Annotated in this window: 20 protein-coding genes; 5 read left to right on the plus strand and 15 right to left on the minus strand. The window is 63.8% G+C overall.

The window, feature by feature from the left end; genetic code table 11:
- Positions 1-2: 2 nt before the first annotated feature.
- Positions 3-944, minus strand: a complete 942-nt coding sequence (locus tag CR492_RS10475) for a metallophosphoesterase family protein (protein WP_102843697.1) — start codon at positions 942-944, stop codon at positions 3-5.
- A gap of 121 nt (positions 945-1065) precedes the next feature.
- On the opposite strand from CR492_RS10475, the gene pdxY reads away from it, so the two are divergent.
- Together pdxY and CR492_RS10485 are read left to right on the plus strand one after the other, a co-directional pair.
- Entirely contained in the window at positions 1066-1929 is an 864-nt protein-coding gene (pdxY, locus tag CR492_RS10480; RefSeq protein WP_102843698.1) for a pyridoxal kinase, read from the plus strand.
- 64 nt (positions 1930-1993) lie between these two features.
- Positions 1994-2839: an RNA methyltransferase gene (locus CR492_RS10485; RefSeq protein ID WP_102843699.1), complete on the plus strand. Its 846-nt coding sequence runs from the start codon at positions 1994-1996 to the stop codon at positions 2837-2839.
- Here the strand turns inward: CR492_RS10485 and CR492_RS10490 are convergent.
- Positions 2812-4230, minus strand: coding sequence for an MFS transporter (locus CR492_RS10490; RefSeq protein ID WP_102843767.1), 1419 nt, complete (start codon positions 4228-4230; stop codon positions 2812-2814). The two genes, CR492_RS10485 and CR492_RS10490, sit on opposite strands and share 28 nt — an antisense overlap.
- 131 nt (positions 4231-4361) lie before the next feature.
- Between CR492_RS10490 and murI the strand changes: the two genes are divergently transcribed.
- A complete protein-coding gene (gene murI / locus CR492_RS10495; protein WP_102843700.1) occupies positions 4362-5201 on the plus strand; it encodes a glutamate racemase in 840 nt (279 codons plus the stop codon).
- 7 nt (positions 5202-5208) lie between these two features.
- Positions 5209-5595, plus strand: a complete 387-nt coding sequence (locus CR492_RS10500; RefSeq protein WP_102843701.1) for a VOC family protein — start codon at positions 5209-5211, stop codon at positions 5593-5595.
- A gap of 12 nt (positions 5596-5607) precedes the next feature.
- On the opposite strand, the gene xseA is transcribed toward CR492_RS10500, so the two are convergent.
- The 10 genes from xseA to CR492_RS10550 all read right to left on the minus strand — a co-directional run bounded on the left by xseA (position 5608) and on the right by CR492_RS10550 (position 18611).
- On the minus strand, positions 5608-7377 hold the full coding sequence (xseA, locus tag CR492_RS10505; protein WP_102843702.1) for an exodeoxyribonuclease VII large subunit: 1770 nt from the start codon (positions 7375-7377) through the stop codon (positions 5608-5610).
- A 75-nt stretch (positions 7378-7452) separates the two neighbouring features.
- On the minus strand, positions 7453-8421 hold the full coding sequence (locus CR492_RS10510) for a hypothetical protein (protein WP_102843703.1): 969 nt from the start codon (positions 8419-8421) through the stop codon (positions 7453-7455).
- Between the two features lie 131 nt (positions 8422-8552).
- Positions 8553-9266 carry an anti-sigma factor gene (locus CR492_RS10515; protein ID WP_245412043.1) on the minus strand — a complete coding sequence of 238 codons (714 nt, stop codon included), beginning with the start codon at positions 9264-9266 and terminating at the stop codon, positions 8553-8555.
- Complete coding sequence (locus CR492_RS10520; RefSeq protein WP_102843705.1) at positions 9266-9814, minus strand: sigma-70 family RNA polymerase sigma factor; 549 nt, start codon at positions 9812-9814, stop codon at positions 9266-9268. The genes CR492_RS10515 and CR492_RS10520 overlap by 1 nt, the downstream gene beginning before the upstream one ends.
- Before the next feature lie 109 nt (positions 9815-9923).
- Complete coding sequence (gene ybaL, locus CR492_RS10525; RefSeq protein WP_102843706.1) at positions 9924-11624, minus strand: YbaL family putative K(+) efflux transporter; 1701 nt, start codon at positions 11622-11624, stop codon at positions 9924-9926.
- A 121-nt stretch (positions 11625-11745) separates the two neighbouring features.
- Positions 11746-13056, minus strand: coding sequence for a DUF3422 family protein (locus CR492_RS10530; RefSeq protein ID WP_245412044.1), 1311 nt, complete (start codon positions 13054-13056; stop codon positions 11746-11748).
- Between the two features lie 97 nt (positions 13057-13153).
- Positions 13154-14053: a LysR family transcriptional regulator gene (locus CR492_RS10535; RefSeq protein WP_102843708.1), complete on the minus strand. Its 900-nt coding sequence runs from the start codon at positions 14051-14053 to the stop codon at positions 13154-13156.
- Entirely contained in the window at positions 14050-15483 is a 1434-nt protein-coding gene (locus tag CR492_RS10540; RefSeq protein WP_102843709.1) for a glycoside hydrolase family 15 protein, read from the minus strand. The genes CR492_RS10535 and CR492_RS10540 overlap by 4 nt, the downstream gene beginning before the upstream one ends.
- On the minus strand, positions 15480-16742 hold the full coding sequence (locus CR492_RS10545) for a glucoamylase family protein (protein WP_102843710.1): 1263 nt from the start codon (positions 16740-16742) through the stop codon (positions 15480-15482). Before CR492_RS10545 ends, CR492_RS10540 begins: the two co-directional genes overlap by 4 nt.
- Positions 16743-16781: 39 nt before the next feature.
- Positions 16782-18611 (minus strand): ABC transporter ATP-binding protein/permease, encoded by a 1830-nt coding sequence (locus CR492_RS10550; RefSeq protein WP_102843711.1) that lies wholly within the window; start codon positions 18609-18611, stop codon positions 16782-16784.
- Between the two features lie 228 nt (positions 18612-18839).
- On the opposite strand from CR492_RS10550, the gene CR492_RS10555 reads away from it, so the two are divergent.
- Entirely contained in the window at positions 18840-20981 is a 2142-nt protein-coding gene (locus CR492_RS10555) for a glycoside hydrolase family 3 N-terminal domain-containing protein (protein WP_180982509.1), read from the plus strand.
- Here CR492_RS10555 and CR492_RS10560 read toward each other — a convergent pair.
- The 3 genes from CR492_RS10560 to purF form a co-directional block, all read right to left on the minus strand.
- Positions 20978-21622, minus strand: a complete 645-nt coding sequence (locus CR492_RS10560) for a glutathione S-transferase family protein (protein ID WP_102843712.1) — start codon at positions 21620-21622, stop codon at positions 20978-20980. The genes CR492_RS10555 and CR492_RS10560 overlap by 4 nt on opposite strands.
- 454 nt (positions 21623-22076) lie before the next feature.
- Positions 22077-22826 (minus strand): SDR family NAD(P)-dependent oxidoreductase, encoded by a 750-nt coding sequence (locus CR492_RS10565; RefSeq protein ID WP_102843713.1) that lies wholly within the window; start codon positions 22824-22826, stop codon positions 22077-22079.
- Between the two features lie 136 nt (positions 22827-22962).
- Entirely contained in the window at positions 22963-24438 is a 1476-nt protein-coding gene (purF, locus tag CR492_RS10570; protein WP_102843714.1) for an amidophosphoribosyltransferase, read from the minus strand.
- Positions 24439-24669 lie beyond the last annotated feature (231 nt).

Consider the following 24669-nt stretch of genomic DNA (forward strand, 5'->3'; position numbering starts at 1 on the left):
CCTCAGCTTGCCAGCGCGCTGTCGACGATGGCGAGCGGCTCGCCGCCCCGCACGAAATTCAGCTCCGTGACGCCGAGATAGGTTCGCAGCGCGCCGGGCGGCGTCTTCATCGGTCCGGGCGAGGGCGCCGTCCCCGGCGCCGGCTGCGGGAAGGCGGTCGAGCGAGCGGTGTGGAAGGTGACCGCGCCTTCGACCTTTTGCATAACCTGATGAATATGGCCGTTCAGCACCGTGACGGATCCGAATCGCTTCAGCAGCTCCAGCGCCTGCGCGCTGTCCTGCGTGCCCCAGCCCCATTCGGGATAGACCGTCCACAGCGGAATATGCGCGAAGACGACGATCGGCGTCGATGATGACAATCCGCGAAGGTCGTCGGCGAGCCAGGCGAGCTGCGCCTCGCCGAGATTGCCGAGCCCGCCGGCCTTGAGGTCGACGACATTGACGCAGCCGATAAAGTGGACGCCGTTTTCGTCGAAGGAGCGCCAGCCGGCGCCTTTGGTTCCCTTGCCATAGCGGGCGAGATAGGCCTTGCCCGGTTCTTCATCGACAATGTCATGCTCGCCGGGCACATAGAAGATCGGCGCGTTGAGCTCTTTCAGGACCTGGTCGGCGTCGTCGAATTGCGAATCCTTGGAAAGATGCGTGATATCGCCGGTGTGGATGAAGAAGGAGGGCTGCGTCGGCAGGGATTTGATACGGGCGACCGCCTCGCGCAGCGTGCCGAGGGCGTCGGGATTGGCCGGCTTGTCGAACCCGACATGGCTGTCGCTGAGTTGCAGGAAGCTGAAGGGTTTTTGCTCCGCGAGCGTCGCCGCTTTGGCGAGGCTGATCGAACTCGGCACGCCGCCGGAGACGGTCCAGACGACGGCGGACCCCGCCCAAAGCATACATTCCAGCGCGCCGCGGCGGCTCACGCCGCCCAATTCGGTTTCATCATGAGTCATGTTGATTCTCCGCGAAAAGCGCTTCGCAAAGAAAGAACCGGAGCGGGGCGACGTTTATTCCTTGGCCCCAACCGAAAAATGCGCGCGGCGATGGCGCTCCCAAGTTTAGAAGGCGCTTTCATTGACGGATGACGACAGCCAGCGCCAACCGCCCGCGGCGCTGAGCAAGGGGCCGCGGATTATTTCGATTCAGAGCCAGGTCGTTCATGGCTCGGTCGGCCATAATGCGGCGCTGTTTCCCATGCAGGCGCTTGGCGTCGCAGTGGCCGCCGTGCCGACGACGCTTCTGTCCAACCATCCGCGCTACCCGACGTTGCGCGGACGCGTGCTCGATGCGGCTCTTGTCGCCGACCTGCTTGTTGGCGTCGCCGAGCGCGGGCTGATCGAGACCACTTCGATCCTGCTCACTGGCTATCTTGGCTCGGCTGAAATCGGCGCCGTCGTCGGGGATTTCGTCGATCGCGCAAAAGCGCGCAATCCGCAGCTTGTCTATCTCTGCGATCCGGTGATCGGCGACGACGGGCCGGGCGTCTTCGTCGCGCCGGGTCTTGTCGATCTGATCCGCGATCGCCTCGTCCCGGCCGCCGCGATTTTGACTCCCAATCAGTTCGAACTCGAAATTTTGGCGGGCGCGCCAGCGCGCGATCTTTCTTCGCTGAAACGGGCCGCAGCGCTGATTTCCACCCGCGGACCGGGCCGGATCGTTGTCACCGGCTGCGCGCTTGCGGATACGCCGCCCGATCGCATCGAGACCATTGTTTACGATCGGGGCGTTGTTCATCGCATAGCGGCCCCGCGGCTGCCGATCCGGCCGAATGGCGCCGGCGACCTGTTCGCGGGGCTGCTCGCAGCCCACCTCGCCAACGGCAAAGCGCTCTTCGAGGCGAGCCAATCCGCCGTGCGCGGCGTATCTGCCGTGCTCGCGCGGACGTTGGCCGAAGGCGCTTATGAATTGCGGATCCTCGCCAAGGATATTCTCCCCTGATTGCTATCGCCGCGCCTTTGGGGCAACACCGGCGGAGAATGAAATCAGAAGGATCTCGCCGCCCATGACCGGGGCCGGAACCGACCATACCAAGAAATGCCTGACCGGCGGCCCGGCGATCATCCTTGTTCGTCCGCAGCTTGCCGTGAATATCGGCATGTGCGCGCGGGCGATGGCCAATTTCGGGCTGTCCGACCTAAGGCTCGTCTCGCCGCGCGAGGGCTGGCCGCGCACCGGCGCCTTGAAGAAGGGCGCGCATGCCGCCGCAGCCGGAGCCGTCCATCTGCTCGAAGGGGCGAAGCTTTACGATACGCCGGAGGAGGCGGTTGCCGACCTCAATTTCGTCTTCGCGACGACGGCGCGCGAACGCGGCCAGCACAAGCCCGTGCTGACGCCCGCCGAGGCGTTGCCGGGCGCGGCGTTGGCGATTGCCGGCGGCGCGAAGGGCGGGGTGATGTTCGGGCCCGAACGCACCGGCCTCTCCAACGACGAGGTGGCGCTCGCCGACAGGCTGATCACCTTTCCGGTTAATCCAGCCTATGCCTCGCTCAATCTGGCGCAGGCGGTGCTGCTGATCGGCTATGAATGGATGCGCGCGTCAACCGAGGCGAAAGCGCCCTTCGTCGCCGATCCGCGCTCGCCCCCGGCGCCGCGCGAGATGGTGCTGTCCTTCTTTGCCTATCTCGAAGACGAATTGGAGCGCGTCGGATTTTTCCGCCCGCTCGACAAGGCTCCGGTGATGCGGCGAAACATCAAGAACATTTTTCATCGGCTCGATCTTTCTGCGCAGGATGTGAGCACGCTGCGGGGCGCGATCGTGCGGCTCGTCGAGGGGCCGCGGGCAGAGGCCAAGGCGCGCGCCAAGAAAACGGAGGCCGAGCCTCAATCCGTGACCGAAGACAAGGGCTGAGCGACAGCCTCCAGAGGTTTGCCCTCAGCCGCGACGCCATAAAGCCATTGCGCCAGCGCGGCGGCCAGCATCAGCGCCGCGCCGATCAGATAGCCAATGAGGACGCTCATTCGTGAGCCGGTGGCGATCAGGACACCAAGCAGATATGGGGCGCCGGCGCCGCCGATCGCCGTCCCTGCGGCATAGAAGACGGCGATCGCGAGCGCCCTGATCTCGACCGGAAAAATCTCGCTAACTGTGAGATAGGCGGCGCCCGCCGCGGCCGAGGCGAAAAAGAAAACGATCATCCAGGCGATGGTCAATTGCGCCGCGCTGACCCATTCGAACGCGAACAGCAATCCGCTCAAGGCGAGAAGCACGCCGGAAATGGCATAGGTAAAGGTAATCATCGGCCTGCGGCCAAGGGTGTCGAAGAACCTCCCGAGCGCCAGCGGGCCCATAAAATTCGCGAGCGCAAAGGGAAGGATGAACCAGCCGATTTGATTGGCCGGAACGCCATAAAACCGGCTTAACACAAGCGCATAAGTAAAAAAGATCGCGTTATAGAAGAACGCCTGCGCGGCCATCAGCGCAAGGCCGACGAGCGCGCGATGGCGGTAGACCACGAAGAGAGTGTGAAACACCTCGCGTAGCGGCGTGAAGCGGCGCGGACGGATGCGCAGGGGGGTGAGCGTTCCGGTGGCCTTGCCGTTCCCGGCCCTCGCCTCGATTTCATCCATGATCAGGTCCGCCTCGGCGAACCGGCCGTGGATAACCAGCCAGCGCGGGCTTTCGGGAATGAAGCGGCGCATGACCAGTACCGCGAGGCCGAGCAGCGAGCCAATCATGAAGGCGAGGCGCCAGCCGATTTCGGGGTCGATAATCGCCGGATCAAGCAGTGCCAGGGAACTCGCCGCGCCAAGAGCGCCGCCGATCCAGAACGAACCATTGATGACAAGGTCCGTGCGGCCGCGATAACGCGCCGGGATCATCTCCTGAATCGTCGAATTGATCGCGCTATATTCGCCGCCGATGCCGGCGCCCGTGAGAAGGCGGAAGAGGCAGAAGCTCGGCAGATCCCAGGACAAGGCGGTGGCGGCGCCGCCGACAAGATAGAGCCCGAGAGTCGCGAAAAACATGAGGCGGCGGCCGAGGCGGTCGGTCATCCAGCCAAACAGCACCGCGCCTGCCACCGCGCCGGCAAGATAGGCGGTCGAGGCGAGTCCAACGTCGGCGTCGGAGAATTGCAGTCTTGGGCTGGCCTTGAGCGCGCCGGCGACAGAGCCTGCCAGCGTCACTTCGAGCCCGTCGAGAACCCAGGTGACGCCGAGCGCGACGACCACAAGGGTATGAAATCGGCTCCAGGCCAGCCGATCGAGCCGCGCGGGAATCACGGTCTCGACCGGCGCCATCTTTGCGTCTTGTTTTACGCCAATCAAGACTGCCTTAACCTTTCGCGCGCTTGCATGCCGACGCTGCGGAGCTTGCACGCGCCCGCGGCTCAAGGTGACGAAAGGCCGGAAAGATCGCTACGGTTCCATCGATGTCCCGCCCGCCAAAAATTCTCGTGTTCGATTCGGGCCTCGGCGGCCTCACCGTGTTCGCCGAGATCGCGGCGTTGCGTCCCGACGCCGAATTCGTCTATGCGGCCGATGAAGCGGGCTTTCCCTATGGCGCTCTGCCGGCGAGCGCGCTCGCCCCTCGCGTTCTCGCCGTGATGGGACGGCTGATCGAATTATTTTCGCCCGACGTCGCGGTCATCGCCTGCAACACGGCCTCGACCCTTGTGCTGCCGCATCTGCGCGCGGCCTTCCCAAATCTTCCCTTTGTCGGAACCGTGCCGGCAATCAAGCCTGCGGCGCAGACCTCGCGGTCGAAGATGATTTCCGTGCTGGCGACGCCCGGAACCGTCGCGCGCGACTATACCCGCGGCCTGATCGAGGCCTATGCCGCCGATTGCAAGGTGACGCTGGTCGGATCCAGCCGCCTCGCGACCCTCGCCGAAGATTTCATGCAGGGCGACGCGCCGCCCGACGCCGCGATTCTTGACGAAATCGCGCCGGCCTTTGTCGAGACGGAGGGACGCCGCACCGACGCCATCGCGCTCGCCTGCACCCATTACCCCTTGCTGATCGCGCAATTCGAGCGCCTTGCGCCCTGGCCCGTCGCCTGGATCGATCCGGCGCCGGCGATCGCGCGCCGCACGGATCATGTGCTTACGGCTGAACTGGGTTTTGCTGCCGGCGCCGGCGACCCTGCTCGAAAGTCCGCGCTCGCGCTGTTTACGGGCTCCAAAGAGGCGGGGCCGAAACTGAGCGAGGCGCTGCGCTTGCGCGGCATTGCAAAAATCGCCCTGGAGCCAATGCCGCTGGTCTTTGCATGAGGCTCCGATGATCGATCATATGGGCTTCCCCGTCGCGGATTTTTCCCGGTCGAAGGCGTTTTTCGACCGGGCTTTGGCGCCGCTCGGGATTGAAATCGTGATGCAGGTCTCGGCGCAAGAGACCGGCGGCTCGGCCCATGCGGGATACGGAAATAACGGGAAGCCGTTTTTCTGGATCGGCGACGGGAGCGCCCCAGCTGGCGCCATTCACATCGCGTTCGAGGCGCTGTCGCGGTCACAGGTCGATGCATTTTACGCGGCGGCGCTGGCGGCCGGCGCAAAGGACAATGGACCGCCGGGCCTGCGCGCAGACTATCATCCGAATTATTATGCCGCCTTCGTGCTTGATCCCGACGGCAATAATATCGAGGCCGTCTGTCATCATGCGGAATAGGCGCAAGCGCTGTTAGAACAGCGAGCCTTGGCTCGGCTTGGGGCGGGCGGCTGCCGGCTTTCGCGGCGCGGCAGGCGCAGCGCCGGCGATCGCGGGTTTGTCGCCATCGCTAAATTGCAGAGTGAGAAGGGCGCCGTCCGCGATTGTGGCGGCCGAGCGTAGTGGGTTGTTCTCCGCGTCACGCACCAGCGCAAAGCCGCGCGCCAGCACATTTTTGTAGCCGAGACTTTCGCGGAGCTGATCGAGCCGCCGGATCTCACCGCGCCGCGCGGCAATTTTTTCCTGGACCGCGCGCAACATGCGCGCTTCCAGCATCCCGAGCCGCTGCCGCGCCGCCGCCGTTCTCTCCTGCTCGGTGCGGGCTTGAGCGAGATGCGCATTGGTGAGACGTTCGGAAAGGCCGCTCAGCGCTTGCGCGCGCCATTCGGCACTGATCGTGGCCGAGCGTTGTATCCGCCGTTCAAGCGCCACCAGCTTTTCTCTTGCGCGCATCAGCTGTGCCTGAGGCGATTGTCGCGCCAACCGCTGCGCGACCCAGCCGAGCGTGAGGCGGTGATGGTCACAGATGCGCGGGATCGTTTTGACGAGGCGGTCGCCCAATCCCTTTAGCGCCGCGGCGCGACGCTCGCGCCCGATCACGGCCGATCGTTCCAAGCGCTGCTGGAGCCCGGCGAGCTTTTCGCCTGCGCGCGCCATCCGCGCCCGCGGCGCCTGCCGCGCGAGACGCTGCGCCGCGCGCCCGAGCGCCAGCGCATAGCGGTCGTGCGCGCGCAAAATGGCGTTGGCGAAGCGCCGGCCGGCATGATCGAGCTTTTGCCGGGGCAGGGCCAGAATCTCTTCCGGCAGCGGCAGGGCGCGGGCGAGCGCGCGCGCCTCGCCGCGCCGCCGGTCGAGAAGGCGGGCCATGGCCCCCGCGTGTCGGCGCGAGAGATCGGCGACGTCGGCGATGAGCTGGAGGCGCACCGGCACCGCCTTTTCGGCGGCGCCCGTCGGGGTCGGCGCGCGGAGATCGGCGGCGTGGTCGATCAGCGTCCAGTCCGTCTCATGCCCGATCGCCGAGATCAGCGGAATGGCGCTCGCCGCCACAGCCCGGACGACAATCTCCTCGTTGAAACTCCAGAGGTCTTCAAGCGAGCCGCCGCCGCGCGCGACGATGATCACATGCGGCCGCGCCAGCGGACCGTACTCGGGCAGGGCGCCGAATCCGGCGATAGCGGCGGCGACTTCCGCCGCGGAAGTCTCGCCCTGAACCCGGACCGGCCAGACCAGAACATGCCGGGGAAACCGGTCCTTGATGCGATGCAGAATGTCGCGGATCACCGCGCCGGTCGGCGAGGTGATGACGCCGATCCGCAGCGGCAGAAACGGCAGCGCCTTCTTGCGCGCTTCGTCGAACAGGCCTTCGGCCGCAAGCTTGCGGCGCCGTTCTTCGAACAGCGCCATTAGGGCGCCGACGCCGGCGGGTTCGATCGCCTCGACAATGATCTGATAGCTCGATTTACCCGGGAAAGTCGTGATCTTGCCGGTCGCGATGACCTCGAGGCCTTCCTCGGGCTTGACGCGCAAACGGCCGAAGACGCCCTTCCAGATGACCGCGTCGATGCGTGCGCCGGCGTCCTTCAGGCAGAAATAGGCGTGGCCGGAGGAATGCGGCCCGCGATAGTTGGAGATCTCGCCGCGCAGCCGGACAAAGCCGAAGCGGTCTTCGATCGTCCGCTTGAGGGCGCTCGAGAGTTCGGAAACGGTGAGTTCGGGCGCATTGCTCGCGAGGGGCTCTGGCATGAGGCTCAAATTTTCAACGGGTTCTGGCGCGGAGCCGAGCGCATCGCTGTTTTGAAGTCAAGCCGCGCCTACGTCTCAAAAATCGACGCCGATCGTCATCTGCGCCTTGTTGCGCGTGAAATTGCCAAGATCAAAAAGATTGGGGTCGCTCGCCTGACGCCCCGTAATCTGCGTCGAGATGGCGGCGGCGAGAAACAGCCTGTCGTTGAAATGAACGTAAAGGGTCGGGCCGAAAAACAACGCGTCGCCGGCAAAGCGCGTCAGGCCAAAATTTTCATGGGCGGTTTCATATTCAAGCTCGGCGCCGAGAACGATCTGCTTCGCGCCGAGCGTCAATGCGGGATCCAGGGAATAGGCGAGCGCGGCTGAAACGCCGAGGCGCGCGGTTCGTTCAACGGCCGAGCCTTCGAGATCGCTCGAAAGCTCCGGCGCATAGATGGCGTTCAGCGCGGCGTAGAGCTTTGCAGGAACAAGCTCGGTATCGACGATAATTCGCGTCTCCGCCGAAAAGGCCCAGTTCAGCCGGCCGGCCTCGCTGACGCGCGACCATTCGGGCTCAATTGAAACGGTAAGGCCGACCGGCGTCTCAACGCTTCTATGCACCAGAACGAAGCTGAATTTCGAGTCGACGCCGCCGAAATTCGCGCCACTGCGATCATTGAGGCCATCGACGCCGCGGATTCGATCGAACGCCCCGCTGAATCCCGTGTCGATCTCCAGCCAATCGGTCGGATTGACTTCCAGCGTCGCTTTCTGGCTGCCGACATTATAGACGCCGTTTCGCTTGCCGAAGGCGAGATTGGTTTCGAATTCCATCTCGCGATCCTGGTCCGGACCGATGTCCGTGCCGGAGGTGAAACCGAAGATATTCTTGGTTTCGAGCGGGCGGGATTTTTCGTTGGCCTCGCTATCCGCCTCCTGCGCCCGCAGATTGGCCGTCGACAGGAGAAGGGCGGCGGCCAGAGCGGCGAAAAGGCCGAATGCCTCTCGCGCTCGCGCGGGGATTGGGCTGCGCGCGGCCTGCGGTCCCGTTTGCGCGCGCACGCGTTCCTCCGGCCTCCATGACGGCGCCAATCTCGCGGGATCGGCGTGAAGGGGAGTATTCCTGCAAACCGGGAAAAATTCTACTACATTTGATGAATAATTCCACTTGAGTGAGCATCGCCCGCAGGCGCTTACTCCTTGATCAATTGGCCGGAATAGACCACCGGGCCTGTCGGGTCGCCTGTCGGCGAGCCGCCTTGCGGTTCGAGCGTGACGGCGAAAACCGTTTTTTGGGTGGAGAGCCCGGCCGGGAGCGGCATTTTTGCCGCGGCGTCGCTGATGACGCCCATCGATTTCGGCGCCTTGCCCTCGCCGATGTACCAGAGTTCGAGGCTCTTGCCGGCCGGCGTTTGCGCGGCGACCGGGCGCACATAAACGGTTCCGTCAGCCAGATCGACGCGCACGACGAGCGCCGGCAGATCGCCGCCGCGATTGACCACTGCGACATAGGATGATTGCAGGGCGGGATGGCGCGTCAGTTCGCGCGAGAGGGTCAGAAGCGCGAGTCCCGCGGCGAGCGCGCCGGCGGAAAGAGCGGCGCCGCGCCAGATCGACACCGTGCGGCGCAGCGTCGTCACATTGGAAACGTCGTCATCGTGGTCGCTGTCAATGACGGCGGCAGAAGCTGTCGGGGGCAGGGCGTCCTCGATCCGCTCCCACACTTCTGCCGGCGGCGCGATTTCGTCGACCGCCTGGCGCAGGGGGGCAAGGCGCTTTTCCCAGGCGGCGACGGCGTCCCGCGCCTCGGCGTCATTGGCGAGCGCGCTCGAGAACAGGGTGCGCTCGTCGGCATGCAGCGTGCCGAGCACATATTCCGCCGCGGCTATTTCGCGTTCGTCGCTCATCATAGTTTGTCCAGGCACGCCCGAAGAGCGAGAAGGCTGCGGTGCAGCCAGGTTTTGATCGTGTTCACAGGCTTGTCGAAACGGGCGGCGAGCTCCTCGCGCGAATAGCCTTCGTAATAGGCGAGAAGCACGCAGCTGCGGTTCGGCTCCTCGATGGCGCCAAGACAATGGCGCAGCGCGCCGATGTCGATGAGATCAGCCTCCTCGTCGCGCGGCGAGGCGATCTTCTCATACCAGTCGGTTTCGTCCGGCATCGGCGGGGCAAAGAAGCTCTTTCGACGCAACACGTCGATGGTCCGGTTTCGCGCGATGGAATTCAGCCAGGCCATCGGCGGTCCCGCCTCGGGCGCATAGCTCGAAGCATTGCGCCAGACCCGCAGATAAACGTCCTGTAAAATGTCTTCCGCCGTCGATTTGTTGCGGATGATACGCAAGATGATCGCGAAAAGTTTCCCGCTGGTGGCGTTGTAGAGCGCTTGAAACGCGTCGCGGTCACCGTCCGCTGTGGCGGCGATCAAATCGGCGAGGCTCGCGTCATCTTTCGGCATGAAGGCGCTTCTCCCGCGGCGATGCTGGTCTTCCGGCGCAATCTTCGATCGAAGAAAGACAGCGGGCGAACTCTAGCAAAATCCGCGACGGGCGCCAGCGTCGCGGCGGTTACGCGCCGCTCTTTGCCGCCTCGCGGCCGAATCGTTGCAGCACATAATGGGTCATGCCATTGGCGAGCTCCTGCTCGCCGAGGAACACGACGCCGGCCTTTTCCTGCCGCAGCAGGCCGGCTTCTTCTTCATTATGGGTGCGTACCACGGTTTCGATCGCCGAATTGACCTTGCGCGCGGTGCTGATCATCGTGCGCACGTCGAGCGTGTCGGGCGTTGCGATGACGAGCAGGCTCGCCTTGGAGATATGCGCCTGGATCAGCACCGCGATTTCCGCAGCGTCGCCAAAAACAGCGGGGATATTCTTGCTTCGGCATTGCTCGACCAGCTCGCGATTCTGGTCGACCACCACGAAGGGAATGCCGGCTTCGGTCATCGCGGCGCCGATGCGCCGTCCAACCCGCCCATAGCCGACCAGCACAACCTGTCCCGCAAGATATTTATCCTCGGTCGACATCGGCAGTTCGGAGAGCGGATCATCCGAGCGCTCGACCATTCGCGCCAGCGCAGAATTCGAGCGGATCCAGCGCTGGATCGGCTCGAGGCCACTGAAGACCAGGGAGTTCAACGTGATCGATATCAGCGCGCCGGCGAGGATCAGGCTTTGTCCTTCACGCGGCAGAAGGCCAAGGCTCATGCCAAGGCTCGCCAGAATGAATGAAAATTCGCCGATCTGGGCAAGGCTGGCAGAGACGGTCAGCGCGGTGTTCAGCGGATAGCGGAACAAAAGAACGAGGCCCGCCGCCGCCAGCGACTTGCCGATGATAATGATCGCAACGACGGCCAGGACGCGCCAGGGCTGTTCGATCAGGATGTGGGGGTCAAACAGCATGCCGACCGAGACGAAGAACAGCACGGCGAAAGCGTCGCGCAGCGGCAATGTCTCTTCTGCTGCGCGGTGGCTGAATTCCGATTCGCGGATCACCATGCCGGCGAAAAAGGCGCCGAGCGCGAAGGAGACGCCGAAGAGTTCGGCCGCGCCATAAGCGAGGCTGACCGCGGCGGCGACGACGCAGAGGGTAAACAATTCGCGCGAGCCGGTGCGGGTCACCTGCCACAAAAGCCACGGAAAAACCCGCCGCCCGATCACCAGCATCAAGGCGACGAAAGCGGCGATCTTGGCGATCGTAACTTCGAGCGTCCACCAGATGTCCGGGCCGGCTTCGCCGCCGCTCAGGGCGTTTGACAGCGGCGGCAGCAGAACGAGGACAAGCACCATGGCGAGATCCTCGACGATCAGCCAGCCAACCGCGATGCGGCCGTTGGTGGTGTCAAGGATGCCGCGCGTCTCCAGCGCCTTCAAAAGTACGACCGTGCTGGCGACGGACAGCGCAAGGCCAAATACCAGCGCGCCGCCAAGGCTCCAGCCCCAAAGATGAGCGAGCGCTGCGCCGAGCGCAGTCGCGACGGTGATCTGCAGGACGGCGCCCGGCAGCGCGACCTTGCGCACGTCCCAGAGATCGTCGAGCGAGAAATGCAGCCCGACGCCAAACATCAGCAGCATCACGCCGATCTCGGCGAGCTGCGCAGCAATTTCGGCATTGGCGGTGAAGCCCGGCGAATAGGGACCGATGATGACGCCGGCGATGAGATAGCCGACAAGCGCGGGCAATTTCAGTTTGGCCGCGGCAAATCCCAGAACAAGAGCAAATCCGAAGGCCGCGGCGATCGTGGTGATAAGCGGGACTTCGTGATGCACAGGTGATTTTTCCTTTTGCCAGGCTAGCGCTCGACGCGCCGCCGCGCATCATAAGGATCGCCGCGACCCTTCGCCACCTGCAGTGCGGCCGGATAAAGCACAATAAGCGTGAACGAGGCGGTCAGTCGACCGGATGGCGCTCACGCAGGCGGCGCACATTCCACCAGACGAAACCGGCGATGAAAGGCACGGCGATTGCTGTCGCAAGCGCCGGATTCAGCTCATGTTCCTGCTGATGCGCGCCCTCAAGCATCAGATGCACGATCGAGGAGATGTAATAGGTGATCGCTGCGACGGAGAGGCCTTCAACCGTTTGCTGCAACCGCAATTGCATGCGCACGCGCTCATTCATGGTGCGCAGCAAATTCTGGTTCTGGCTCTCGAGTTCGACTTCGACGCGGGTTCTGAGCAATTGCGCCGCGCGGGCGAGCTTTTGCGAGAGCGTGTCCTGACGGGCTTCGATCGCGCCGACTGTGCGGATCGCCGGCGTCAGCCGCCGGCTGAGGAAGGCGGCGAGGGTCGGAATGTCGCCGATCGCATGTTCGCCGATCGCCTTGAGGCGCAGCTCGACGACCTCATGATAGGCTTTGGTCGCGCCGAAGCGATAGAGGCTTTGCGCCGCGCCCGTTTCAAGTTCGGCGGCCAGCGCGTTGAGCCGCCCGAGCAATTGCCGGCTGGCCTCGAGGCCTTCGCTGTCGCTCATTTGCGCGATCAGGCGCGGCAGCTCGGCCTCGATGCGGCTGATGGACGGAGAGAGATCCTGCGCGCGCGGCAGGCCAAGCAGCGCCAGCGTTCGATAGGTTTCGAGTTCGAGCAGCCGCTGCGCCAGCGCGCCCGCTTCGAGCTCGGTCAGATTGCGGTCGAGCACGAGAATGCGGACAAACCCATAAACGTCGGCGCGAAAATCCGTCGCCACGATCGCGGCGCCATGCGAGACCTCGGCCGCCGCGAGTTCCGCCTGCCCGAACAAGCGCATCCAGCCATCGCCGAGGCGGGCCTCCGGCAAGACGTCGAGATCGACCGCGACGATAAGCGGACCCGGCTGCGGCAGCATGCGCATGATTTTGGCCAGTTCACCGGCGCCGGGCCTGAAGGCGGTTCGTTCGGGATCGCCGCCATTCTCCTGCGAAAACTCCCATGTGTAGGTCAGGAATTCGCCGTGCCGCTCCCAGCGCAGCACGGTGGGCGCAAGTTCGACGCGGTGGCGCCTTGCGCCCGCAAGCGGCGGCGGCGCGGCGCGGTCGAGGCAGAATTGCGCCAGCGCGGCCTGCGCCCGTTCGGCCTCCTCATAGTCGGTCATGAAAGCAAAATGCAGGATACGCTTTGCGCCCGCCATCGACTCGAACGGTCGGGCATGGACCTCGGCCAGCACGCGCGAGCGAAGGGCGTGCTCCCGAAAGCCGATATCGGATGAGGTCGTTTCATCGATCACGCAAATCATCCCCGAAATTTGAGTCTTGATAGTTTTGGCGCGGCCGGACCATGGGTCGCGGCAAAGGCTGGAAAAAGTCAATCCTCGCCCGGCGCCTTCATGCGCCGACGCCTTCGATAGCGGCGAGGCGGGTCGCCTCCGCCAGCAAGGCGCGCGAGAGCGGCGGCATCGGTTCGCGGCGCGGCAGGACGAGCCCGATCGTTTGCACCTCCTTAGGCTCGACGATCGGAATCGAACGCAGCGCCTGCGTCGAGTCGAGGATATCGGCAAAGGTTTCGGGAATGATGCTCGCCCATCGACCCGTTCTCACATGAGCGGCGAGCACCACCATCGAATTCGATTCAAGCATTGGCGTATCGTTCGACGCCGAGCTTGCGAGCATGCGGTCGATGATGCGGCGGTTCTGCATGTCCGGCGTCAGCAGGCATAGCGGGATCTTCGCCACCTCTTTCCAGGTCACGGTGGCGCGGTCGCCGAGCGGCTGATCGGCGGAGGTCAGCAAGCTATATCTCTCACGATATAGAGGCGTCGCGCGAATGTGGCCGAGTGGTTCATTGTCGACATAGGTGAGGCCGGCGTCGATCTGCAATCCGTCGAGCATGATCAAAATCTCGCGCGAGGTTTGCGAGAGAATCGTGAAGCGCACTTGCGGGTGCTTTTCGCGGAAGGGAATGGTGAGTTTTTGCACCATGCCGAGCGCGGTCGGCACGACGGCGAGGGTCAGATGGCCGATGAGGGATTTATTCGGCGAGCGAATTTCCTGACGCATCGCGCGCGCGTCGGCGACGATGCGCTTCGCCCATTCCAGCACGCGCTCGCCATCCGGCGTCAGGCTATGGAACCGCGAGCTGCGGTTGACGAGCAGCACGCCGAGCGTTTCCTCCAACTGCTTGATGCCGGCCGACAGCGTCGGCTGGGTGACGCCGCAAAATTCCGCGGCGCGGCTGAAATTACGCTCCCGCGCCAGCGCCAGCAGAAATTCCAGTTTCTCGATCATGGCGAGCCGCCCTTGGCGGCGCGGATTGCCTTCGTCCGGCTGGCGTAGGCGCTAATGAAAGCGGCGTGACTCCAGGCGAGATTTTTGGCCGATGTCTGAGCGCCGTCTGTCTGGTCGAATTGTTCCGACAGGTCGCCGCTTTCGGGCGTGTAGGCCGCGACCGTCGCCATGAACTGGTCGCCGCGCCGCATGAGCGCGTCAAAGAGATGATTGTTGTCATGTTCTGTTTCGAGCCCGAGGCGCGCCCATTGCGAGGCGTCGTCGAGCAAACCCTTCGCCACGGCCTGCGCCGCTTTGAAATAAAACTCTGCGGCGCCAAGCGTCGAGAAAAAATAGGCGCCGCCGCTGTAGTAGCGGTCACCGTCATAGCGGCCCATCGCCGGGGCGTCCGCGCCCGGCCGCGCCGCGTTGATTGCATAGGCTTTGGCGAAAAGCGCTTCGAGCCGGCCGAGGGTTGCAATCAGTCTCGAATCGCAGATGCTATGCGGGCCAGCGTTGCGCCCGGCGTGGATCACGGCGAGAACGGTTGCGATGTCGAGCTCCTTTTGCGGGCCGGAGTCCGGCGCGGCGATGCGGCTTCGCAGAAAACCGTGTGGCGCGCTCCAGAAATCATCAAGGCCCGTGGCGATCTCCTGCGCGGCGTCGAGATAGGCGCTGGCGCTCTCGATCGCGCCGCGCGACAGGAGCCATAAGCCGCCCTCGCGCAATGCCTCGCATTGGATGAGCTGCGTGTAATAATGGCGCCCGAGTTCTTCCTCCCAGATGTCGAAAGATGGCGCGCGCCAGCGGGCGAAGGTGAAGCCGAGATCGCGCAGGATGAGTTGCTCGGCCTGCTTTAGGATGTCCGGCCCTGGGCCGACAGACCGGCAGAAGCGGGCGACCGCGAGCACACGCAGCGCCGGCCCATCATGCTGCGGCCGCGACCATTTCAGGATGTCGATCGAACCGTCGGGATCGAATCTCGGTTCGCCCAGAATATCGTCGCCCGAGATGGCGAGAAGCTCTGTTTCGGGCCGCAGAAATTGCGCGAAATGTGGCTCGACCTTCCCCCGGTAATCGCCGGCGCCCGCCAGAAACGAGCGCCCATCGAGGCCGCACAGCGTCAGGCTGAAGCCGAGGAAATCGGAAAAATGCGCCAGGCCGTCGGACCGCGCGATTTCACCGCTCTCGATCAACAGGCGCAAGGCGTCGATGATAACGGCAGAGTCGCGCAGCCAGTGGAAGAAATAGTCGGGGTCCGGATCATAGGCGGCGATCACCGGCGAAGCGAGGATCGAGCCCTTTACCGGCCGCACCTGCCGTCCAAAACCGCGCCGCTCCTTGACGAGATCGACCCGTGAAATGGCGCTCATCATCTTGGCGGCGGACAGCGCATATTGACGGCGCATCCAGGCATCAAGCGACGCCTGTTGTTTGAATGGCGCGCTCATGCCTGCCCGCCAAGATGCGGCGAGCGAAAGCGCAGACGCGTGAGGCCGCGCCGGACGTCAGGATCCGACATGAACAGCCGCCACAACAATCCTGAGCGGTAGTTCTCGATCATGGCGACGATCGGCCCCTGATCGATCGCGAGATAGGTCTCCGCCCGCCATCCATGCGTTTGGCTGAAAGCGTCGACGAAGCCGAATCTTCCGAAAATCCAGTCGCCCAGATCGTCGTGAAAATGGCGCAGCGCCCGCATCGCCTCTGCCGGCGCATAGGGAAAGCTGGAGAGGGCGGCGGTTGGCGAAATGACGCCATTATCGAGGTCCGGCGCATGCGCCATATAGCCGGCGGGATCGTCGCTCGCCGTCAATCCCCAGCTCGACGGGCCATAGCCTTTAAAGCCGCCGGGGTTCAGCACGCAGTGGGTATGGTTGATTAGCGTGTGCTGCACGTTCTGGCGCCAGTAATCGGCGTAGTCGTCGAGGAGTCCGCGCGGATCGAGCCCGCAGAATGAGTAATGCGCAAAGAACAGCGGGCCGCCGTAATCGGGCCCCAAGGGCAGATCCAGCCCGTAGAAGGTTCGGCCGTTGAGAAAAGTGCGGCTCTGCGCGTAGCCGGCATGATAGACAATCGGATCAATGCAATAGCGCGGCGCGGCGGCGGCCAGGACATAGGCGATCAGGCATTCGTTCCAGCCGCGGACCTCGACGTCGATGCTGAAGCCATTATTCGGGCTCCAGTGCCAGGTCAGCGCCTTGCGGCCGTCTCGAGCATGCCAGCTCCACTCCACCTCGCTCCACAGCCAGGTGATATGATTGCGCAGCTCCTGTTCGACGCCGTCGGCGTCGAAATAGGCCCGCGCGCACAACAGCCCCTGAAACAGCAGCGCCGTTTCGACGAGGTCGCCGCCGTCGTCCTTGCGGCCGAAGGGGATCGTCGCGCCCGTGCGTCCGTTCATGAAATGCGGAAAAAGACCGTGGTAGGAAGGCGTGCGCTCGAGAAAGCGCACCATCGCCATGAGCCTTTCCGCCGCGGCCTCTCGCGTGACAAAGCCCCGCTCCGCCGCGACGATGATGGCAAGGACGCCGAAGCCGCTGCCGCCGATCGAAACGAGATCGTCCGTAGCGTCGTTCTCAAGCCCGGTGCGGTCACGCGCGAGGAAGCTGACGGGATGCGCCCCTTCCCAGAAAAAGTGAAAGCTCTTGCGCTGAACGAGATCGAGCAGGGCGTCATCGGAGCGTTGCGGAGGTTTGGCGTTGGTCATGGAGTTCCCCGCGATTCTTTTTCTTATTAGCGCCCCAGTCTAGCCAGGATAGCTGGCGTTCGTCGATGTTGCGACGGAGACGCCGGGCGAGGTCGCAATCGCCGGCGCCTCGGGGCGGGGCGCAAGGCGTTCGCCGCCGGGATCGTCAATGAGATGGAGCACTCGGGCGAAGAAGCCGTTTTGCGTGTCGGGACGCCCGACGTTGAGGACTGTCGCTCCTGCAAGCTCGAGCGTGAAGATATCAAGCACGATCGCGCGGGTTTCCTCGTCGAGCGCGTCGAGCGCTTCGTTGATCAGGATCCAGCGCGGCTTGTGCAGCAGCAGCCGCGCGAAATGCAGGCTCTGCTGCTCATCGCCGCCAAGCTCGCGATCCCAGCGTCTCTGACTATCAAGCCCGGGCTTCAAATGAGAAAGACCAATGCGGTCGAGCGCTTCGGCGAATGCCGTTTCCGGAAAGTTCGAGACTGGCGCCGGATAGGCCAGCGTCGTGCGCAGCGATCCCGGCGGCAGATAGGGACGGCTCGACATGAACATCATTGAAGCGGGCTCCGGCACGCTGATGCGGCCGGCCCCCCAGGGCCAGAGGCCAGCGATGGCGCAGAAGAAATTGCTCCGGCCGGCGCTGGACCGCGCGATAATCAGGATGCGCTCGCCGGGCTTGATCGTGACATGGCGCTCGCTGAGCCGCGTGCAGGTCGAAGCGGAGGAGACCCTCAAATCGTCGAACTGGATCATGTCCGACTGATTGACGACGCGATCGATGCGGCCGGTTTTGTCGCCAAGATTGTCGAGTTCGATCAGCGCGCGCCGGAAGGTCGAGATCCGGATCATCGTCGCGCGCCAGTCGGCGATCACGCTGAAATTGTCGACGAACCAGCGCAACGCCAGCTGGACCTGATTGAACGCGCCGACGACCATCATCAATCCGCCGAGCGACAGGTCGCCCGAAAAGAACCCCGGCGCCGCGACGACGATGGGCGCGACGATGGTGAACCAGCCATAGCCGGCCGTCACCCAGGTCAGCCGCGTCACCCCCGAGACGAGGCGGCGCATGATGGAGAGCACCGGCTCGAGCTCGTTGCGCAGCCGCTGCTTCTCATCCTCTTCGCCGCCGTAGAAGGCGATGGCGTCATTGCGCTCATTGGCGCGCACGAGCGCGAAGCGAAGATCCGCTTCGCGGCTGTAACGCTCGGCATTGATCGCGATCAGCGGTCGGCCGACGCGCCAGCTCATCCAGGACGCCGCGCCGGAATAAAGCAGCGCCGCCCAGACCATATAGCCGGGGATGTCGGCGCGGTAGCCGAACAGGGTCAGCGCGACGCCCTCGGACAGAACCCAAAGGACGCCGATGAAGCAGACGAGGAGCAGCGTCGCCTGCAACAGGCCAACGCCAAGATCGGTCGTCAGCTCGACGAGATGACGCGCGTCCTCGTGGATACGCTGATCGGGATTGACGCCAATCTCGCCCGCATTGGCGAGGCGGAAGGCTCTGGTCGGGCCAAGCCAGAGATCGATCAGATTACGCGTCAGCCGGCTGCGCAGCTTGAGCTTGGTCATCTGGTTGAGCCAGATCTGTGCGACGTTCAGGATCAGAAGGCCGCCCGCGATAAACGCGAAATTCCACAGCTGGCTAACGAATTCATCCATGTCCTTGCGTGCAAGGGCGTCATAGAAGGGATGATTCCAGGCGTTGAGCTTGATCTGACCGAAAGCGGTCGCCCCGACCACGGCGCAGAGCGCGAAGGCGAGCAGGAGAAACTGGTTGCGTTCGGGCGCAGCCATAAGCGAGCGAGCCATGCCGAGCAACTGCGTCGCGAAGCCCTCGTCGCGGAAGTTAGACTGACCCTCGTTACGGTCTTCTTGGCTCATCAAACCCGGGCGCCGCCTGTCACTGATGCTTCCTTCGATATATTAAGCGAATCGAAATAGTCACGCGCAGGTTCCGATATCCCGCCGTGCGCCCGCGCACGGTAAATCGTTTCCAAAGCCCTTTCGCGTGTATTTTTCTGATCGATTGAGCGATCCAGCTTGGCCGCGACTGAATGAGGGCGGCTGACCGCGGCTGTTTTCCGGCCGCGGAGGAAGGGGAGGAACGGCGTGGCGCTCGATCTCAAGACACTTCTCGCCGCCATGACGCTGGAGGAAAAAATCGGCCAGCTCACCATGGCCGCGGGAAGCTATGCGGTCACCGGGCCAATCATTGGCGGCGACGTTGAGGCCGCCATTCGCGCCGGACGCGTTGGCAGCTTGCTCAATCTTTGGGGCGCAACGGAAATCGCCGCTATTCAAAAGATTGCGATGGAGGAGTCGCGTCTTGGCATTCCGCTGATCGTCGGCTTCGACGTTCTGCACGGCCATCGGACGATCTTTCCCATTCCGCTCGCCGAAGCCTGCGCCTTCGATCCGGCGCTGTGGAAGGCGACCGCGCGGGCCGCGGCGGGGGAGGCCGCGGCCGATGGCGTCTCCATGGTCTTTGCGCCAATGCTCGACATCGCGCGCGATCCGCGCTGGGGCCGCATCGCTGAGGGCGCTGGCGAGGACCCCTTCGTCACATGCGAATTCGCCAAGGCCAAGATCGCCGGTTTTCAGGGCGAGGATCTCGCCGATCCGGCGGCCGTCGCCGCCGTCGCCAAGCATTTTTGCGCCTATGGCGCGGCGGAGGGCGGGCGCGACTATGCTTCCGCAGACGTGTCCGAGCGCGCTTTGCATGAAATCTATATGCCGCCTTTCGCCGCCGCGATTGAGGCCGGCTGCGCCGCCATCATGCCGGCCTTCATGGATCTCGCTGGCGTCCCCATGACCGCGCATCAACCGCTTCTGCGCGGCTGGCTGCGCGAGGCGCAGCGCTTTGAGGGCGTCATCGTTAGTGATTACAACGCGTTGGCGGAACTGATGCAGCATGGCGTCGCCGCCGATCTGACTGCGGCGGCCGTGCTGGCGCTGCGGGCGGGCGTCGACATCGACATGATGAGTTCGGCTTACGCTGACGGCCTGCCGCAGGCTTTGGCGCGGGGGCTTGTCGCGGAGGAGGAGATCGACGCCTGCGTGCATCGCGTGCTGAAGCTGAAACAGAGACTTGGGTTGTTTGACGGCGTTCTTCGGGGCGCAAGGCGCCAAGGCGGCGACAGCGCGGAGCCGGCGCTTGCGCGCGACGCCGCGCGGCGTTCGATCGTTCTTTTGACCAATCATGGCGCGCTGCCGCTTTCCCCGACTCTACGTAAAATCGCTCTGATCGGACCTCTCGCAGAGGCCGCCGGCGAAATGGACGGCCCCTGGGGCGCGGCGGGCGACAGAAATGACGCCGTTTCCATTCTGAACGGGTTGAAAGCCGCGCTCCCTGCAGCGGAGATTTTTTACGCGGCGGGCGTTGCCATCAAAGAAGGGGACGCGGCAAGCATTGCTGAAGCGATGCCGCTCTGCGCGGAAGCGGAGCTCATCATCCTCTGTCTTGGCGAGAGCGCCGAAATGAGCGGGGAGGCGGCCTCGCGCGCGGAGCTTGGCCTGCCCGGGCGACAAAGGGAGCTTGCTGAAGCCGCGCTGGATCTGGGGCAAAAACTTGGGCGCCCCGTCGTCGCGCTGCTCTCGAGCGGGCGCCCGCTCACGCTGCCCTGGCTTTTCGAGCGCGCCGACGCCGTCGTGGCGACCTGGTTTCTTGGCGCCGAAGCCGGCCATGCGATCGCCGATGTCCTGACCGCCCGCTTCAATCCGGTCGGGCGCCTGGCGCTCAGCTGGCCGCGCGCGGTCGGACAGATCCCGATCTATTACGCGCGCCGGCCGACCGGCCGACCCTTCGCGGCCGAAGATCACTACACTACCAAATACATTGACTGCGCCGTGGAGCCGCAGTTTCCGTTCGGCCACGGCCTGTCTTACAGTCGGTTTTCGCTCGAAAAATTCGCCGCCGGGCGGCAGAGTTTCCGCTCCGGCGACACGCTCCATTTTTCGGTGGAGGTCCATAATCATGGGCCCTTCGACGGCGAGGCGACCGTATTTCTGTTCGCGCACGATCTCGTCGCCTCAGTGGCAAGGCCGGTGCTTGAGCTGAAGCGCTTCGGTAAAATCGCGTTGCCGGCGGGCGAGAGCGGCGCCCTATGCTTCGCGCTTGCGGCAAGCGAACTCGCCTTTCGAGGCGCCGATTTCCAGCCCTGCTTCGAGCCCGGCGCTTTCGCCTTTTCAGTTGGATTCGACGCAGATCCAAGTCGGCACAGGAAGCTGACCCTCGAAGCCTTGGAGCGCTAAACGGTGTCTTGTTCAAGCGCCCAGGCCGGCGCCATCTCGTCGAGGACGCGGCGGATCGCGGGATGCTGGTTCACTTGCAAAACATACCGGCCGACTCCGGGATAGGCCTGCAGCAATCCCGATTTGCCATAGGCGGCAGTGATTTTCGGAAGCATGAACAGCGCCGGCGCCACCACGCAATCGGCCAGCGTCAGCCGCCACCCGGCCGCGAACGGATCATCGCCGATCGTGGTCTGCAACGACGACAATCCGCGCACTACGCGCGTCAGCCAGGCCGCCGCATACGGATCTTCAAGCTCGGGAACATTCCGCCGGGAGAGCTCGACCAACGGCGTCATGATGAGCAATTCGCCGATGCGCTGCAGCAGTCTGACGCGGGCCCGGGCTTCTGGCGACTCCGGCCGCAGCGACGGCTCGGCGAATTTATCTTCGAGATATTCCATGATCGCCGCCGACTCCGGCAGCGGGGTTCCATCGTCGAGAATGAGGCAGGGGATCGTCCCCATCGAGTTGATGGCGTGGAACCTTGCCGAGAGCAGTCCGCCCGGCGGCGGCTCGATGTCGATCTGCAATCCCTTCGCATAGATTGTCGCCCTGACCGGGGCGGAAAAGGGCGAACTGTCTTCCGAATAGAGCTTCATGGCGCCTCCGGGCCCCGATGGTCCTCAGCCCAAGGCGGTTATCAATCAGAGCGGCGGGTGTCGAGTGGAAAGGCTTTCGCACCGTCCGAATGGCCGACAAATCGCGCGCTTTTGAACGCGCAGCCGGAGTTTTCGCATAAAATCAACAAGTTATTTGACATTTTCTTCCGATGCAGCGGCTGGATCCCGGCGCGTCATCGGCATAGGGAATTTTTGCTGGAGTCACTATGGACTATTCGCCCGATCGGCCCCGAGCTTTGGCAGGCCAGAATGGATCGGGCTAATTATGTCGCAATCCAAACGTCGGGGGGGTGACGATGCCGTCTGAAAAATTTGAACTGACGATCGGGCGTTTCATCAATGCGCCGCCAGCCGCCGTCTGGAGACACGCCGAAAATGACCCTTTGGGCCTAAAGCAGTCATTGCTGCTCTGCTGATTTGATCGCTTTTGACCCTAGGCCGGCGCCGAAAAGCTCAACAGGCGATCTTGCGGAAAATCATACAGTCTCCCGGTCGCTGTCCAGTCCGGCGCGCAAATCTCCGCGATCTTCGGCGCGAGATCTTCGGGCGTCCTGAGGCTCAGCGGATTTTCGCCCGGCATGGCGAGCGCGCGCATTTTGGTGCGCAACGGGCCGGGATTGACGATCATGACCCGCACTGGCGTGATGTTCTTCGTCTCGGCGGCGTAGGTGCGGGCGAGGGCTTCGAGAGCTGCTTTCGAGGCCGCATAGGGGCCCCAATAGGGCCGCGTCTCTGCGGTGTGCGCGACGCCTGACGAGATAAACACCGCGCGGCCGGCGTCCGAGGCGCGCAGCAGCGGATCGAGCGAGCGGATCAGCCGCCAGTTGGCGGTCACATTGACCGCAAAGACATCGTCCCATTGCTTCGGCTCGACATGACCGATTGGCGTCACCGGGCCCAGCACGCCGGCGTTGCCGACAAGAATATCGAGCTTGCCCCAGCGTTGAAAGATCGCCCCGCCCAACCGGTCGAGAGCGTCGAAATCCTTGATATCGCAGGGCGTCAACGTCGCCTGGCCGCCGACGGCTCGGATCTCGTCGTCGAGTTCTTCAAGCGCGCCCTGCGTGCGCGCCAGCGCGATGATATGGGCGCCCGCCCGCGCGAGTTCGAGCGCGACGGCGCGGCCGATGCCGCGCGAGGCGCCGGTGACGAGGGCGATGCGGCCTTGAAGGGATGCTGACATGAAAAAGCGACGCTCGACTGTTGATGTGCGAGCGAATGTCTAGAGCATGATCCTGCAAAGGGGAAACCTTGCAGCAAATCTGCCCGATAAACCGACTAAGTTTCTGCGAGAAGGGCCGTGAGAGCCTTCAGAGGATCTAACTCGCCTCAGCAAGAAGCGACAGCTGGCTCTTTGTTTCGCCGGTGAGGTCGGTGAGGCAGGTCGGATAGTCGCCGGTAAAGCAATGGTCGGTGAATTGCGGGCGCTGCGGATCGCGGCCCTTCTCGCCCATCGCGCGGTAGGTGCCTTCGATCGAGAGGAAGGCCAGAGAATCGCAGCCGATGTAGTCGCGCATCTCGTCCAGCGTATGCGTCGCGGCGAGGAGATTTTCACGCACCGGCGTGTCGATGCCGTAATAATCGGGGTAGGTGATTGGCGGCGACGAAATGCGGAAATGAACTTCGGCGGCGCCGGCGTCGCGCATCATCTGCACGATTTTCACGGAGGTGGTGCCGCGTACGATCGAATCATCGATCAGAATGATTCGCTTGCCTTCGACGACGGCGCGGTTGGCGCTGTGTTTCAGCCTGACGCCGAGCTCGCGTACGGTTTGCGTCGGTTGGATGAAAGTTCGGCCCACATAATGGTTGCGGATGATGCCGAGCTCGAACGGGATGCCCGCAGCCTGCGCGTAGCCGATCGCCGCCGGAACGCCGGAATCGGGCACCGGCACCACGACGTCAGCGTCGACGCCTGATTCGCGGGCGAGTTCAGCGCCCATCGCCTTGCGCACATTATAGACCGGGCGCCCGTGCACCACGGAATCGGGTCTTGCGAAATAAATATACTCGAAGATGCAGGGACGCATCGGCCGCGGCGGGAAGGGATGCAGGCTCTCGATGCCTTCCTTCGAGATCACGACGATCTCGCCGTTCTCGACGTCGCGCACGAAGCGCGCGCCGATGATGTCGAGGGCGCAGGTTTCCGAGGCGAGAATATAATGGCCGTCGAGTTCGCCGATCACCAGCGGACGAATGCCGAGCGGATCGCGCGCGCCGATCATCATGGTGTTCGCAAGCGCGACGAGCGCATAGGAGCCTTCAAGCGCGCGCACCGCCTCAATGAAGCGCTCAACGATGCGAAGCTTGCGGCTGCGCGCCATGAGATGAAGTATAACTTCCGTGTCGGAGGTCGATTGATAGATTGCGCCGCTCTGGACCAGGTCACGCCGCAGCGTCAGCCCATTGGTCAGATTGCCATTATGCGCAACGGAGAAACCGCCGGAATTCAGTTCGGCGAACAGGGGCTGCACATTGCGCAGGATGGTTTCGCCGGTCGTCGAATAGCGGACATGACCGATTGCGGCTTCGCCGGGCAGGCGGGCGATCGTCGAGGCCTTGGAGAAATGATCGCCGACAAGGCCGAGGCGGCGTTCGGAATTATAGCGCGCGCCGTCGAAGGAGACGATGCCGGCCGCCTCCTGTCCGCGATGCTGAAGCGCATGCAGGCCGAGCGCGGTGATCGCCGCTGCATCGGGGTGGCCGAAAATGCCGAAGACGCCGCATTCCTCGCGAAGCCGGTCCGCTTCGAGATCGAGATCAAACCAGGCGTCGCTCTGAGCCTCAGTATCCATAACCGCCTCCGCAACCAACGCTTGTTGTATGGAGGCGCTGGCCGTCTAAGGCTTAACGCCCGCCGCAGCGGCGCAGATTCAAATCGTCTCGAAGAGCTTGACGTGAGCCGCGCCGGCGCCACAAAACTTACATAGTGGAGATGAGGCGTTTAGTCGACCCCGCGCGCAGGCGGGATTTGTCGCACCCCCCGCTTTTTTGAAATATCGCACGCGGAATCTGCCTGCGAAGCC

This window comes from Methylocella silvestris, from assembly GCF_002891535.1.
GTDB classification, from domain to species: domain Bacteria; phylum Pseudomonadota; class Alphaproteobacteria; order Rhizobiales; family Beijerinckiaceae; genus Methylocapsa; species Methylocapsa silvestris_A.